The organism is Bacillus sp. FSL K6-0268 (genome assembly GCF_038005425.1).
In the GTDB taxonomy this organism is placed as follows: domain Bacteria; phylum Bacillota; class Bacilli; order Bacillales; family Bacillaceae_G; genus Bacillus_A; species Bacillus_A thuringiensis_S.
The window spans coordinates 442,742-456,736 of sequence record NZ_JBBOTF010000001.1 but is presented as its reverse complement, the minus strand read 5'-3'; the positions used below and the strand labels follow the sequence as shown (position 1 = coordinate 456,736).

Below are 13,995 nucleotides of genomic sequence, written 5' to 3'. Positions count from 1 at the left end.
CTCCTACTCGGAGAAGTGATAATTGAACAACCAACCGCACCTTAAGTTACCCTTTAATTTTACCATATTTTCTAATAATTTACGATGAAAACCCGCAAGCGAATAACTTGCGGGTTTTTTATCCCGTATTAACAGGCAGTAAACAAAATAAAGCAATAAATAGGTGAAACTTTATTTCTCACTATTTTTTTAATGCATATGCATCAGCAATCATTTCACCAACCATTTTATTTTCTTCTTTCTTCTCGTTTTTCAATAATGGGAATAACAATTCTGCCACTTCATACGCTTCTTCTAAATGCGGATATCCTGATAAAACAAACGTATCAATTCCTAACGATTCATATTCTTTTATCCTTTCTGCTACTGTATGTGGATTGCCTACAAGTGCAGTACCTGCCCCACCTCTTACAAGTCCGATTCCAGCCCATAAATTAGGGCTTATCTCTAACGACTCTCTCGTACCTTTATTTAAATGTGTCATCCTCTTTTGACCAACCGAATCATATCTTGCAAATGTCTTTTGAGCAAGCTCAATTGTTTCATTATCCACATATTGAATTAAACGTTCTGCCTCTTCCCACGCTTCTTCTTCTGTTTCTCTTACAATTACGTGTAATCTAATGCCAAATCGTACTGTACGCCCCTTCTCTTCTGCAAGTTTTCTTACTTCTTCTATTTTCTCTTTCACTTGCTCTGGTGGCTCTCCCCACGTTAAATATACATCACTATGTTCAGCTGCTACTTCTTTTCCAGCAGCTGATGATCCTCCGAAATATATAGGAGGATATGGTGTTTGAACTGGCGGGAATACAACTTTACTATCTGTAACTTGAATATGTTTTCCTTCTAAAGAGATCGTTTCACCTTGCAATGTCGATTTCCAAACTTTTAAAAATTCATCCGCTGCTTCATATCTTTCATCATGCTCAAGATATAATCCATCTCCTTGTAGTTCAACTGGATCTCCTCCAGCTACTACATTAATAAGTAGTCTCCCATCTGAAATTCTATCAAATGTAGATGCCATCCTCTCTGCAACTGTAGGTGACATTAGTCCTGGTCTCACTGCTACTAAAAATTTTAGTTTTTCTGTTTCAGCAGCAAGAGCTGAAGCTAACACCCAAGGGTCTTCACATCCTTGACCAGTTGGAAGTAAAACACCCGTATATCCTAAATAATCAGCTGCCGCAGCAACTTGCTTATAATAACCATATTCAGCTGCTCTTCCTCGTTTTGTCGTTCCTAAATATCGACCATCTCCATAAGCCGGAATAAACCATAATAATTCCATACCTTTACACACCCCTTATTTATTTTGAAACGTATACTAACAAATTCTATATAAATTACCCCTAATAATTTATATGTTAATTCCTAGTCTCACCTTTAAAATTATCTCGCCATCTTAAAAACTTCACTTCTAATAAACGTACTAGAGAGTCAGAAAACTTCCCAACAAATGCAAAGATAATTATGCCGACAAATACGATATCTGTATTTGAAAATTGCCTTGCATCCATAATCATATAACCAATACCTTCTGTAGATCCCATAAGTTCTGCTACTACTAAACTCACCCATGCAACACCTAACGATAACCTTGCTCCTAGTAAAAGGTTAGGCAATGCAGATGGTAAAATTAGTTTCGTAATTAGTTTTCTTTTGCTAAACTCTAACACTCTCGCAACATCAAATAACTTTGAATCCACACCTCTAATACCTAAAAATGCGTTTACGTATAAAGGAAAAAATGCACCATCTGCAATTAATAGCACTTTCGATGTTTCACCAAAACCGAACCATAATACGAAAAGCGGCGCAACAGCTAAATGAGGTACAGTTCTTAACATTTGCACAGATGGGTCTAAATATTGCTCACTTCTCGTTGAAAATCCAACAATCGTTCCTAAAATGATTCCTAAGCCCCCACCAATAAAGAAACCAGCCGCAGCCCTGAATACACTAATACTTAAATGGCCGAATAACTCTCCTGTTTTAATAAGCTCTTGGAAAGCTAGAAAAATATCTAATGGTGTTGGTAAAACTGTTTTAGAAACAAGACCGAATACGCCAGCCAACTGCCAAATTATTAATATAATAACCGGTATAGTAATCGCCCTTACTAAAACTTTTACATTTAACTTTCGTACCTTCTTTATGCCATTTTTCTTAATCGTTATACTCGCTGGTTTCATAACAGCTTTCGTATTTTCCACTTTACAAAACCTCTTTTCACTTCGCTTTCAATGCTTTTTCTACGAAAGAATTATCTACAACTTTTTCCGTCTTAATTTCTTTCTTTATAGAACCGAGCTTATATTGAAAATCCGCTGTCTTTTGTTGTTCTGCTATTATTTCCTTCGTTACCGGAACTAAAATTGGTTTGTCGTGATTAAACACTTCTTTTACAATCTCTGCATCTATCTTTTTTACAGAAGTGTATACTTTTATTGCTTCATCTAAGTTAGCATCTTGCCATACACGTGCTTTCTCATAAACTTTGAGGAATTTCTCAACTAATTCTGGATGTTCTTTCGCAAATTTTGTCCTCGTAATTAAAAATTCTGGTGAAGAGACATTTAATGTTTCACCGTCTGCAATCACCTTCGCACCTTTATTTAACGTATGTAATGATATGAAAGGGTCCCAAATCGCCCATGCATCTACTGATCCTGATTCAAATGCAGGCTGCGCTTCATCTGGTTGTAATTGAATGACATTTACATCTTTTGCATCAATACCTTCTTTATCAAGTGCTCGATACAATAAATTAAAGGCACTACTTCCTTTTGCTACTGCAATTTTTTTACCTTTTAAATCCTTTACACTCGCAATCTTGCTATCTTTTTGAACGAGAATTCCAGTTCCTTTTCTCGCATAACTTGTATTGGCGATTTCGGTAAATCCAATACCTGCTGCTTGCGCTGAAATGACTGGAGAATTCCCTACTTCACCAAAGTCTAACCGGTTTGATGCGATTGCTTCAAAATAAGGAGGTCCACTTTGGAACTCTGTCCATTTCACTTTAACTCCTTCTTTTTTAAACTCCTCTTCAAACCATCCCTTTTTCTTTGCTAGTAATAGCGGGCTTAATCCTTGCTGTATACCAATTTGTATTGTTACATCTTCTTTCTTACTACTTGCTGTACTTTTTTCGCATCCTAATAAACATACTGATATAGCTAAAGCAAAAGAAAGAACTTTAAATTTTTTATACATATAAAATCACCCTTTTCCTATATACTTGTTTGAATCAATCCTCCATATTCAAACTGCTGTAATACTTTCGTTCGAAGTTGTTGGAACGATTGAGAAGTTTTATTTCGCGGATAAGGCAAATTATTTTCAATCACTTTATGTATTTTCCCTGGTTTTGCACTCATAATGATGATTCGGTTTGAAAGATAAATCGCTTCGTCTATATCATGTGTAACGAATATCATTGTTGTTTTTTTCTGCTCCCAAATATTTAGCAATACTTCTTGCAAATGACTTCGAGTAAAAGCATCCAGCGCTCCAAAAGGTTCATCAAGTAATAATACATTCGGATCTCTTAATAACGCTCTCGCTATCGCAACACGTTGTGACATCCCACCTGAAATTTCTTTCGGATACGATTTTTCAAAGCCATCTAAACGAACGATTTCAACCCATTCTCTCACCTTATCTTTCACATACTTATCTTTTAACGACAAATCTGCCGCTATATTTTCTTCAACTGTTAACCATGGAAAAAGCCTATGTTCTTGAAAAATAAAACCTTGTTTCTTACTCGGTTTTAAGATAGACTCCCCGTCAATAACAACTTCCCCTTCAAAATCATTATCTAGACCTGCAACAATTTTTAGTAATGTACTTTTTCCACACCCACTCGGACCAATTACTGTAACAAAATCCCCTTTCTCTAATTGAAAATTAATATTCTCTAATACTTGAACAGTACCAGTTTGTTTCAAAAAATATTTTGATACCCCATCAATTGAAACAGTCATTTCTTCCCCTCCTTAAAATGATTCATATAAATGAACAGATTCAGTATTTGTGCAATAAAAAAACCAAAGGCATTTTATCAACAGATAAAATGCCTTTGGTTTCTCCAATCAGCAATACGTTATGGAATTAAGTACATATTATACAAATATTTCCGATAAGTCAACTGGGTTTTAGCGAACATTATTTATTTTTAAAGATATCAGCAGTCCCTTTTATTATTTTTGGAAGGAACGTTTTAATTGTATCCATTAATATATAAAGAGCTTCCTTCACATAACCACCTTCGAAATTTCCTAATGGTTCTGGTAATTCATCCTCATCTAATATGAAGTATTCTCCATTTGGAAGTACCATAATATCGATGATTAAATCTTCGAAGGAAACCACTTCGTCTTTTATTTGTGTATTTTTTACGATATTAAAATAGGAACCTAAATACTTCCCTTTTATATCTCTCCATACGTATAAATTGTACGGACAATCTTTCCAGTAATATGCGATTGTATAACTCCCTTTTGGGATTGTTAACTTAGTATCATTTGCAGTCATTGTAAATGAATACTGCACCTCGTGAAATAAAACGATACTTTGTGATTGCTTTTCAAGTAATAAACAATTGTGATCTACTATTGTTGAGTTATACCGGATTTTTCTTTCTATAATTTCACTTTTCGATGTAAGTAACTTATTCATTATTTTGTTTCCCCTTACACTAGTTCTATCCTCAATTATATCCATTTATATAGTGATAAAGAAGTATATAGTTTTTTATATAATGATTTATACAAGAAAAACTCCTTCTTATTTAGAAAGAGTTTTTCACTTCTAACGGAAGTTTATTTGTTTTTATGTAACTAACAGCACTATTACTCATGTTTTAACTTTTCCTTAACCGCATCATAAAATTTTCGTTCTTCATCAACATTTAAGTGCACACGACTTACTGTTTTAGAAAATCCATATAACAACTGTGCTTTCACTGGCTCTTTTAATGTTATTTCAAAAGTAGCAGGTTCTTTTATGAACTCCATAACAGTTGCATCCAATACCTGTTTCCCTTCTTTTGCCGTTAGCAATTCATCCTTGTAGAACGCAATATTATCAATTTGTGTAAATGATATAACAATTTTCTTTCCTAATCCAATTTGAATGATTACTTGTTCTTCTGTTACGATAAGTGGATTTTTACGCATCGCTTGTATTTCAGCTATAAAATAAATCATCGCGTATACATTTAAAATAAGTAAAATCCATGCTACAACCGGATTCCATTGATGAAACAAATAATGAAAACCGATACTTTCTATTAAGGTCGCATGGATGATCATGATATATACACCTATTGCACCAGTCTTTTTGTGATATGAGTATACGGATTCACCTTCTGGTACTTTTTCACGCCACGATAAAAATGCATAATAGATTAACTTACACTCCGTTACAATGATATCTATTAATTTATTTCTTTTCATAGTAGCTTCAAATGCTGCATCAATCGCATAAGAAAAGGAATAATTTTCTCTTCTATGTTTTTTATATTTTTTTATTATTTTAGGAAGCACTCTAACAATTTTATAGAGAAGGAATAATTCTAGACCTACAAATACAATTTCAGCCGCAACAATAATATAAGAGATGAATGAAAAAGCTTGTAAATAGTAACTTGGAATAATAAATCTTGCAAAAATATATCCAGCTATTACAACAGGAAATATATACGTTAACGAGTATCTTTTTCGAATAATGAAGAAATACGTGATGATTGGAATGACAAACATGCAATCTAATAATGACCCAAGCACAACTTCTTTCGGCGCAGCTGGTACTATTGGAAGGGCATACAATAAGTAGTTTGATAGTATTATTAAAGAGACGAGTCCAATCCAAATACCTTTTCGCCTTCGCGATAGTGTAACATTCATACGTTCACTCCTTTATTTAAAAACCTCATTTAAATGGTCTTTATAAAATGAAATGGCACGCTCAAATTCTTTTACTTCCTCTACTTTCACGACAGTTTCAAGTAATAATTTCATAGCTGATTCGTGATCGTTTACGTTATATTTTGCTAATGATAAAAATACTTTCATCGGATCGTTCTCTGGGAATTTTTTCACCCCAGCTTCTAATACTGTAATTGCCTTTTCATATTCCCCTATACAACGATATGTACTTCCTAGACCAATATAAGCACCGCAAAGGGATTCGCCATCAAGTCCATTTGCGATTGCCTGCTCATAATACGGAACTGCTTCTGTTTCTAGCCCCATTACATCATGTATCCACGCACACTGATACAGTACTTCTGCATCCTTTGTAAAGTTTGTTAATCCTATAAGCATCTCTTTAGACTGCGCATATTTCTTTTCGTTTCTAAGTTTAATAGCTTGCTTTAATAAATGTTCCATAGAATCCACTCCTCACCAATTATTCTGTGTATAGCTCTTGATTGATATACGCTTCACATTCGTGTAAAAGTAAAATTCCCACCAATTAAAGTTTCGCTTACTTATTACTATGCGGATTCATTCTTATCTAAAAACTTAATTTTAAAAAGCAGTGACACGATTACATAATACCTCTAAGCTTTTGACAATTTCTTTCGCTGTTTCATCTTTCCCATTACACAACTTCCCTTTACCATCTTGTCCAATTACATAATGCACAGCTCCGCGCGAATATAAAGAATGTGGTGAATTCGCAATCATTACATTCGCCCTTGCTTCTTTCATTCTATTTTTCGCTCTTTCAAACAGTTCTTCTTCATTTAAATCACTTTCAAGTTTAAAACCAATAAGTACTGTTTCTGGGTCCCATTCTTTTATTTGTTTTAATACTTTTGGAGCCTTTTGAAAGTGAATAATCGGTGCAATATCACTTGAAATTTTTCCGTTCATATTAAGAACATTACCATCTTGATCACAGATCTTCTCCACAATCCAATCTGATCCAGCCGCTGCCATAATAACCGCATCAACCTTTTCATGTGTGATGATACTTTTCATTTTATCTTGTAAATCAACAATCCCTTCAAATGGATGTAATTCTAACCCTCTATGTACATCGCTCGGTTTCTCCGCAAAATAACCGTGTAAATATATAACATGTGCCCCTTTAGCTAGAAGTTCTTCTGCGATTATCCTTCCGATTGTACCTTTAGCCATATTCGTATGCCCGCGTACTTGATCCCATTTTTCTAGACAACCACCGCTCGTAATTAATACCTTTTTCCCTTTCATTGTAACCATCCCTTACTAATTTTTCTTACGAAACCATTCTGTTCCAAAGTCAACTATATCACGCTGTTTCATTAGACGACACGTTGCATTCCCTATCTTCCCATTTTTTACAGTTCCTTTTCGCTCAAACTCAACACCAATTTCAACAAACTTCTCAGATTCGTAATCCATTTCAACAAACTCTTTCCACACTCTCTCACCGTTTTCTATAATAGGTGCTCCTACTTGTATTAACTCACATGCACCAGTACGCACCTCGGATAAATGAACAGACGTATTGGAATCATATCCAACACCAATTAATAATACGTACCCGTCTAAATCATATATTTTTCTTAATGGAGATTCTTCTCCAAAGCTCATTGATAACGAATGGTTCATTGTTATTTCTACTGCATGTTTTCCCCATGCAGCAAAACTTCCTAACGGATGATTACTACGTACTACATTCGGATATGTACGAAAACATTCAACTATTTCACCCATTCCCCTTGTTGGGGTTATACGTGAATCAAATGCCGGGACGTTATCTCGGATAATTTGCCACCAGTCTTCCGGTACAGGTGGTCTTGACCAATGTTTCGGATCGGATAAATCCGAAGATTGCGTTGGCATTATTATCGTTCCTTCTTCCGTAACAACTTTCATTAATGCTTCTACTACGGCAACCGCACCACCAGATATCCACCCGATAGAACTTAGTGATGAATGAACGATAATTGTCATTCCTTTTTCGATTCCTAATGCTTTTAAATCTTTTGTTATTGTTTCGATTGTATTTGGAAATTTTGTACTTGCTACTATATCATTCATTTTCATATTGGTTCCCCCACTAGCCATGTAAATTTAAACTTTTATATAAATATATTATCATATTTTTCTTAATTTTTAACTTAATCATATTCATTACTACAAAAATATGTATATTATTATACTGAAGACTCAAAACTCTATTAAAATCGTAGATAATGATGAACGAGAGTTTTTTGAAATGAAGAAAAATGTAGATCTTATTTTTTCAGACTATACTCCATATGCATATTTTTATACTATTTTTCCAAATAACAATGAAATCTTTCGATTTCCTTATATTTTTCTCCTAAACTTTTAACTCGAAAACCAATTCTTTTATAAAATTCTACCGCCCCATCGTCTGTCTCTGCTTCTATATAAGTCAATTGATATATTCTTACAACCTCTTTAATCATTTGCAGTGCAATTCCTTTTTGACGATAATCTGGATCCACTGCTATATGACATACTCGTGCTTTAGTTGCTCCGATTACTTCTATACCTATACAAGCTTTTTCTTCATATTTGTACAAAGTCCCTTTATTATTTTGATAAAGTAATACTGCTTTCTTTAAGCTTATTTCATTTGGACCGACGGCATATTGTAGCACATTTAATATTGAATCTTTTTCAAGTTGTTCAACAAGTTGTAAATTCATACTTTCATCCCTTTCTACGAAAAAATACTAGCTCTTAATAAAAAGAGCTAGTCTCATTACGCCGTTATTTTTTCTTCTTTTTTTACAACGACAGCTACATAACTATGAAGTATCATCCCAATAATAACGAGACTCATACCAATCCAAGATAATGATGACGGAATTGGTGCAGATAACCAGATCAGCTCTCCTACTAGCGCAAATAAAACTTCACCAGACTGCGTCGCTTCCACTGTTGCTAGTTTTTGTGGATCATCTTTCACAAGATCTGTTGCAAAGAAAAATAATACTGTCGCGATTAACCCCGAACTAACTGCTACAATAAAACATTGAAAAACTTGGCTACTTGACGGTAATCCGCCAGTTGATACTTCGTAACCAGATAATAAAAACCAAAATGGTAAACTTGCTAATGTCATACCGAGTACTCGCTGAAATACATCTAATTCCCCTTTACAAACTTGCATCATTTTTCGATTTCCAAGAGGATACGCAAATGCTGCAATAAGTACAGGAACTACACATAAAACGGTTTCACGAATACCTAATGAAGAAGCATGTTCTACTTGCATGAGAACAACACCAAATAAAATAATACCCGACATAACTAATTCCTTCATCGGAAGTTTTTTATGTAGTGGATCCACCGCAAAAAATGGTGTTAACAAAATCCCTGCAACGATTGTAATTTGCCATGTTGATGCAACAAGCCAACCTGGTCCGAACGCTCCAGCAAAACTAAGCGGTGCATAAAAGAGACCAAATCCAACGATACTCCATACTAACCATTCTTTCGGATTGTTTTTCATATATTGAAAGAGTTGCTTTAAGTTCCCTCTATACATAACAATAAGTAATAGCATTGGAACCATAAAATAATACCGTAATGATGCACTCCAAATCCAGCTTCCACCTTCTAAGTCCATTGCCCGGTTTAAAACAAAGGTAAAGGCAAAGAAAAATGATGCCAGTATCCCTATAACAATTGCTTTCATTGTAAAACCCCTTGTTTAGTTTCTCCCTAATACTATACAACAAAATAAATATAATTAAAATTCACAATCTTTAACTTGTATGTAATCTAGCTCTATATAATTTCCTCAATCGACTTATATGTGCTTGATGATATCGATTATGATCTGCTATATGCCAAATTCCCCATCTTATAGTCGCAGTTTCCCCTTTTTCATACAAAACTTCCCGCGTTAAATCAGTTTCTGTTAGTTTCATACATTCTTCATGAAACAATTTTTGCACTGCTTCATAATCTTGCATTAACTCTTGCAACGTGTATTTTCTTAAACTCGGCATTTCTCCTACTTCATTCAACATAGGACCATATTTATTTTCAAATGTTGTTGGAACATCTTCTCCCTTGAAACGATACACCCAATGTAAATCGACAACTGCTAAATGCTGAAGTAACTGCCCAATACTATTTTCATTATTTTCAGACCCTTTATAGGATAGTTCGTTCTCTTCAGTACCTTCTACTAACCTTTGCAATCTATTAAACGTATCAGCAACCGTCGCATACAAAATCGCTACTTGAAGGTCCATATTTCTTTCTAAATGGAGATCTTTCATGCTAAACTTCCTCTCTTAAAAGAACAACACCATATGTTCATCATCACTATACACACCATTCATTTTTATAGCCCTTTTTTCAATTCCGTACGTTTTAAATCCCATTGATTCATATAATCGTTTGGCTGGTTCGTTCGTTGACACAACCCCTAAGTTCAATTGCTCTAGCTTCATCTCTTTTGCCCTTTCAATTGCTTTACGTATTAAATCACGTGCAAGACCACTTCTTCGATTTTCAGTATCTACATACATTGCAACGATATGCCCTTTATGCTTATATGCATCCTTTTCTTCTGTTAATAAAGTAACAACCCCAACTAAACGATTTTCATTATTAAAAGCACCAAATGTAAAACTACTGTTAGATGAAAGATTACTAGCAACGCGTTCAAGAGGGTTTTCTTGACGTACTGCTTCTTCATAAGTCGTTACAAATGCTTCTGGGTTTACTTGTAGTGCTTGTAAACGTAACTCCCAATATTGTTTTGCATCCGCTTTTGTAAGTAATCGAATCATTTTATCTTCCCCTTTTTCATTTACATAATATTTTTATAGGTTATTATTTTTTAATTCATACTCTTCTTTTAATATACTGTAACGATAGCGATGAATGAACTTCCCCTGTCTCAATCGATCATTTCTCATTAACCCTTCACATACAAATCCGGCATGTTCATAACTCTTTTTAGCTTGTGTATTATCTTCATCTACACGTAACCAAATTTTCTCCAATTCAAACTGGGAAAAACCTATATGTAACATGCTGTTTAGAGCTGCCATTCCAAATCCTTTACCCCAATAGTCTTTATTTCCAATCGCAATTCCTAGTTCTGCATTTTTATTTGTTTTATCAAAATTTTTAAGGTCTACCCATCCAATATGTATACCTTTCTCAGTAACAATTGCCCTTTGTTCATAACCATTTTTTCGGCTTATACAAGCTTCAATCCAGTTTCTCGTATCTTCACGAGTGAACGGAGGATATTGATCTGGTACGACTAAATGCTTTGTTACATCTCTATCTAATGACCATTGATAGCGATCTTCTACATCATCTAATGTCAATTCTCTTAATTGAACATATGGTACATTCATTTTTCTCTCCCCTTTTTATTTACCAATAGAAAATCCTTCGAACACTCTTCCACCATACTGTTCTAACGTCTTTTCTATAAAATGAATTAATTCATTTTTCTCTCCCGTTTTATAAAAATGATCAAAAGCGGCTACAAATTTGTTTGCATATTGCTCATCATACCTTCTTAGCACTCTAATGAACCATTTTGAACTCCCAAGCCACCTACCATTTACTCTTAATACATATTCATGTACTAAATCCGCTAATAGATTAGCGATAAACAATTCTTCTTCTCTTTTCGTTGCACCAATAAAGTCATCTAAAGTATCCGTAATAAAATATCGCTTCTGCTTAATCGTTTCTTCCGTCCATTTATCTGGTCCTTTATGTAGTAAACCATTCGCTTCTTTTTTTAATTTCTCAACAATTTCCTTTTCCCCTTTTAATGCAATCCCTTCTGAAACTAATTGTGGTAACGAAGGTCTCCCTCGATCACAATCCATTTTGAAAAAGGTTTTATATGTTTCAAAATTATGAACAAACACCTCAACAGGCCATCCATTACTATAGAAAGATTCTCTATAACAAGAAGTTAAACTTTGATCGACTATTACAATATCAAGGTCAGATGTTTTCGTCGCTTCTCCTCGTGCAACGCTTCCGCCGAGTAAAGCTACATCACAATTCGGAAATTGTGATGTAATTATGTTTTGTGCTGCTTCAATTGGTTTCATAACCGTTCCTCTTTTCTTATTTCACTTTCTTTTTTTCAGCTCTTTCTCTCGCTTTTTTTATATAGCTTTCTGCATCTGGTGTTTTACATGATGTCGCACCGTGATCAACCTCTACTTTTCCAATTTCACGCGCAATTCCAATCGTTTGTCGCTCTAAGTCTTCATTACGAATTCCTATTGCGATTAAAGCACTATTCATCGCTTCTTTTTTTCTATTTTTTTCATTATGTATATTTTCTTTAATCTCTTCTAAGTACGGAGAGAAGAAATCATCATGTAACGCTTTATTTTTAATCGCTATATTTGCTAATAAAGACCAGCCAGCTCTTCCAATCCATTCATCATTAAACTTTGTCCACTCTTCCATTCTTTCTATTGCAATTGGCGAAGTACATATAGATGTCATAAGAAGATCCATTAAACAGTAATAATCAACATCCTGAACCCAACTATTAAGCTGTTCTGTCGTTATTTTCTTCGGATCTAAAATATAAGTTGCTAATGTCATTGCGTCCATATTTTTTGTTTCCCACAATTCAACTGCTAAATCATGATCTTTTTTTAGCTTCTTTTTTAACAATTTTAAATTCGCAAAACTAACTCCGAATAGTGGCTCTTTCGCTCCGTGGTTTTTATACGTTTTACGATTTTGTTCTGTTCCATATTTCTCTAGTTGCTGCATTACTTCCTCAAGAAACATATACCCACCTCTTTATCTTTTATGTTGACTTTATACATGTATGCACGATATATTCTACATTACTTTTTGGTTTTCCTATATTTATTTTTAAAATACGGTATGTGAAATTTCTAAACATTGCACAGCTACACCATTAAAAAACTGTACATGTTAAACATACAGTTTTTTAATGGTATCAATTTTGCGTAGAATAAGATATAAACTACAATAGAACTTTTAATGGTCCTCTCTATCATTTGGTCTATTCCCTATTTTTCAACTAATTTTTTTACATCTGACCACTCTTCTATTGACCCTGCGTCCGGAAAAACTGTAACTACATTAAAATTCGCACCTTTTTCTTTCCCAATTTGTTTAGCAGCTAATAAATTCGCTGCCGCAGAAGTTCCTATTTTTATACCAGTATCTTTGTAAAAACGTGCCATTTCATACAGGGTATCTTCATATGAATAAGTCCATTGTTTTTCTATCAAATTTTCTTCCTGTTCTATGAAATGTTGTTTCCTTCCTAAGCCGAACCCACCTGATCCAGCATATTTCTTTAAATCATTTGGTGGTTGTTCCGAAGCATAAGGCAATTCAGCAGGCATTACTAAATGTAGTTCAACATTTTTTGTATAATTCTTTATTGCTGTATAGCCTCCCATTAGAGTTCCACCAGTACCAGCAGATGCTACCCATGCATGTATTGGTTTTCCAATCATTTGTGCAATAATTTCTCGCCCTGTACCTTCAATATGACTTACTATATTTGCATTATTATAATGTTGGAATAAAAAGTATAATTCTGGATTTTGTTTGCTAATCTCTATTGCCTTCTCAATTACTGCGTAAAACCCCTTACATTTATCAACTAAGATTACGTTAGCACCATAATATTTGAGTTTATTTAATAGAGATTGACCAGTTGCAGAACTTAACACTAACGTGCATTCAATCCCTAAACAATTACAAATACACCCAATTGACCTCGCTAAGCTTCCACCACTATACTCTAAAATATTTTGTTTTTTGTCCGCTTCTTGTAAATATTTATTAATCATTCCAAGTGCGGCCCTATCCTTAATTGATCCTGTAGGATTATGCCATTCACATTTAGCATAGATAGAAAGGTTCTTCGTTTCTTCGCATTCTAATTTCATGAGAGGTGTATTTCCAACATGTTTAGAAAACTCTTTAAAATGTTTTACTATCATACTTTTATACCTCC

At 34.2% G+C, this 13,995-nt stretch carries 17 protein-coding genes; all 17 read right to left on the bottom strand.

Annotated features, from left to right (window positions below):
- Positions 1–181: 181 nt before the first annotated feature.
- Positions 182–1,294 (bottom strand): FMNH2-dependent alkanesulfonate monooxygenase, encoded by a 1,113-nt coding sequence (ssuD, locus tag MHI28_RS02260; RefSeq protein WP_340827586.1) that lies wholly within the window; start codon positions 1,292–1,294, stop codon positions 182–184.
- A gap of 76 nt (positions 1,295–1,370) precedes the next feature.
- Entirely contained in the window at positions 1,371–2,219 is an 849-nt protein-coding gene (locus MHI28_RS02255) for an ABC transporter permease (RefSeq protein ID WP_000432136.1), read from the bottom strand.
- Between the two features lie 16 nt (positions 2,220–2,235).
- A complete protein-coding gene (locus tag MHI28_RS02250) occupies positions 2,236–3,222 on the bottom strand; it encodes an aliphatic sulfonate ABC transporter substrate-binding protein (protein ID WP_000276925.1) in 987 nt (328 codons plus the stop codon).
- Positions 3,223–3,239: 17 nt separating this feature from the next.
- Complete coding sequence (locus tag MHI28_RS02245) at positions 3,240–3,995, bottom strand: ABC transporter ATP-binding protein (protein WP_000218583.1); 756 nt, start codon at positions 3,993–3,995, stop codon at positions 3,240–3,242.
- Between the two features lie 181 nt (positions 3,996–4,176).
- Positions 4,177–4,689 carry a DUF402 domain-containing protein gene (locus MHI28_RS02240; RefSeq protein WP_001037891.1) on the bottom strand — a complete coding sequence of 171 codons (513 nt, stop codon included), beginning with the start codon at positions 4,687–4,689 and terminating at the stop codon, positions 4,177–4,179.
- Positions 4,690–4,862: 173 nt separating this feature from the next.
- The gene (locus MHI28_RS02235; protein ID WP_001103384.1) at positions 4,863–5,918 is read right to left on the bottom strand and encodes a hypothetical protein; all 1,056 of its coding nucleotides are present in this window, start codon (positions 5,916–5,918) and stop codon (positions 4,863–4,865) included.
- Between the two features lie 12 nt (positions 5,919–5,930).
- The gene (locus tag MHI28_RS02230; protein WP_000400637.1) at positions 5,931–6,404 is read right to left on the bottom strand and encodes a tetratricopeptide repeat protein; all 474 of its coding nucleotides are present in this window, start codon (positions 6,402–6,404) and stop codon (positions 5,931–5,933) included.
- Between the two features lie 141 nt (positions 6,405–6,545).
- Entirely contained in the window at positions 6,546–7,235 is a 690-nt protein-coding gene (locus tag MHI28_RS02225; protein WP_000676727.1) for a phosphopantothenoylcysteine decarboxylase domain-containing protein, read from the bottom strand.
- Positions 7,236–7,250: 15 nt separating this feature from the next.
- Positions 7,251–8,048 (bottom strand): aminoglycoside N(3)-acetyltransferase, encoded by a 798-nt coding sequence (locus MHI28_RS02220; protein ID WP_127726076.1) that lies wholly within the window; start codon positions 8,046–8,048, stop codon positions 7,251–7,253.
- A gap of 236 nt (positions 8,049–8,284) precedes the next feature.
- Positions 8,285–8,686: a GNAT family N-acetyltransferase gene (locus tag MHI28_RS02215; RefSeq protein WP_001053229.1), complete on the bottom strand. Its 402-nt coding sequence runs from the start codon at positions 8,684–8,686 to the stop codon at positions 8,285–8,287.
- Positions 8,687–8,742: 56 nt separating this feature from the next.
- Positions 8,743–9,681 (bottom strand): DMT family transporter, encoded by a 939-nt coding sequence (locus MHI28_RS02210; protein ID WP_000644594.1) that lies wholly within the window; start codon positions 9,679–9,681, stop codon positions 8,743–8,745.
- 70 nt (positions 9,682–9,751) lie between these two features.
- A complete protein-coding gene (locus MHI28_RS02205) occupies positions 9,752–10,273 on the bottom strand; it encodes a DinB family protein (RefSeq protein WP_000653847.1) in 522 nt (173 codons plus the stop codon).
- Positions 10,274–10,288: 15 nt separating this feature from the next.
- A complete protein-coding gene (locus tag MHI28_RS02200) occupies positions 10,289–10,789 on the bottom strand; it encodes a GNAT family N-acetyltransferase (protein WP_000620322.1) in 501 nt (166 codons plus the stop codon).
- A 33-nt stretch (positions 10,790–10,822) separates the two neighbouring features.
- Positions 10,823–11,368 (bottom strand): GNAT family N-acetyltransferase, encoded by a 546-nt coding sequence (locus tag MHI28_RS02195; RefSeq protein WP_001102493.1) that lies wholly within the window; start codon positions 11,366–11,368, stop codon positions 10,823–10,825.
- A gap of 15 nt (positions 11,369–11,383) precedes the next feature.
- On the bottom strand, positions 11,384–12,085 hold the full coding sequence (locus MHI28_RS02190; protein ID WP_000802430.1) for a nucleotidyltransferase domain-containing protein: 702 nt from the start codon (positions 12,083–12,085) through the stop codon (positions 11,384–11,386).
- A 16-nt stretch (positions 12,086–12,101) separates the two neighbouring features.
- Complete coding sequence (locus MHI28_RS02185; RefSeq protein ID WP_000478212.1) at positions 12,102–12,785, bottom strand: DNA alkylation repair protein; 684 nt, start codon at positions 12,783–12,785, stop codon at positions 12,102–12,104.
- Between the two features lie 248 nt (positions 12,786–13,033).
- Complete coding sequence (locus MHI28_RS02180) at positions 13,034–13,981, bottom strand: PLP-dependent cysteine synthase family protein (protein WP_000635842.1); 948 nt, start codon at positions 13,979–13,981, stop codon at positions 13,034–13,036.
- Positions 13,982–13,995 lie beyond the last annotated feature (14 nt).

Bases quoted from the DNA above. Each gene is read 5' to 3' on its own strand.
- ssuD (WP_340827586.1), bottom strand. From the start codon at position 1,294: ATGGAATTATTATGGTTTATTCCGGCTTATGGAGATGGTCGATATTTA.
- MHI28_RS02250 (WP_000276925.1), bottom strand. From the start codon at position 3,222: ATGTATAAAAAATTTAAAGTTCTTTCTTTTGCTTTAGCTATATCAGTA.
- MHI28_RS02245 (WP_000218583.1), bottom strand. From the start codon at position 3,995: ATGACTGTTTCAATTGATGGGGTATCAAAATATTTTTTGAAACAAACT.
- MHI28_RS02240 (WP_001037891.1), bottom strand. From the start codon at position 4,689: ATGAATAAGTTACTTACATCGAAAAGTGAAATTATAGAAAGAAAAATC.
- MHI28_RS02235 (WP_001103384.1), bottom strand. From the start codon at position 5,918: ATGAATGTTACACTATCGCGAAGGCGAAAAGGTATTTGGATTGGACTC.
- MHI28_RS02230 (WP_000400637.1), bottom strand. From the start codon at position 6,404: ATGGAACATTTATTAAAGCAAGCTATTAAACTTAGAAACGAAAAGAAA.
- MHI28_RS02225 (WP_000676727.1), bottom strand. From the start codon at position 7,235: ATGAAAGGGAAAAAGGTATTAATTACGAGCGGTGGTTGTCTAGAAAAA.
- MHI28_RS02220 (WP_127726076.1), bottom strand. From the start codon at position 8,048: ATGAATGATATAGTAGCAAGTACAAAATTTCCAAATACAATCGAAACA.
- MHI28_RS02215 (WP_001053229.1), bottom strand. From the start codon at position 8,686: ATGAATTTACAACTTGTTGAACAACTTGAAAAAGATTCAATATTAAAT.
- MHI28_RS02210 (WP_000644594.1), bottom strand. From the start codon at position 9,681: ATGAAAGCAATTGTTATAGGGATACTGGCATCATTTTTCTTTGCCTTT.
- MHI28_RS02205 (WP_000653847.1), bottom strand. From the start codon at position 10,273: ATGAAAGATCTCCATTTAGAAAGAAATATGGACCTTCAAGTAGCGATT.
- MHI28_RS02200 (WP_000620322.1), bottom strand. From the start codon at position 10,789: ATGATTCGATTACTTACAAAAGCGGATGCAAAACAATATTGGGAGTTA.
- MHI28_RS02195 (WP_001102493.1), bottom strand. From the start codon at position 11,368: ATGAATGTACCATATGTTCAATTAAGAGAATTGACATTAGATGATGTA.
- MHI28_RS02190 (WP_000802430.1), bottom strand. From the start codon at position 12,085: ATGAAACCAATTGAAGCAGCACAAAACATAATTACATCACAATTTCCG.
- MHI28_RS02185 (WP_000478212.1), bottom strand. From the start codon at position 12,785: ATGTTTCTTGAGGAAGTAATGCAGCAACTAGAGAAATATGGAACAGAA.
- MHI28_RS02180 (WP_000635842.1), bottom strand. From the start codon at position 13,981: ATGATAGTAAAACATTTTAAAGAGTTTTCTAAACATGTTGGAAATACA.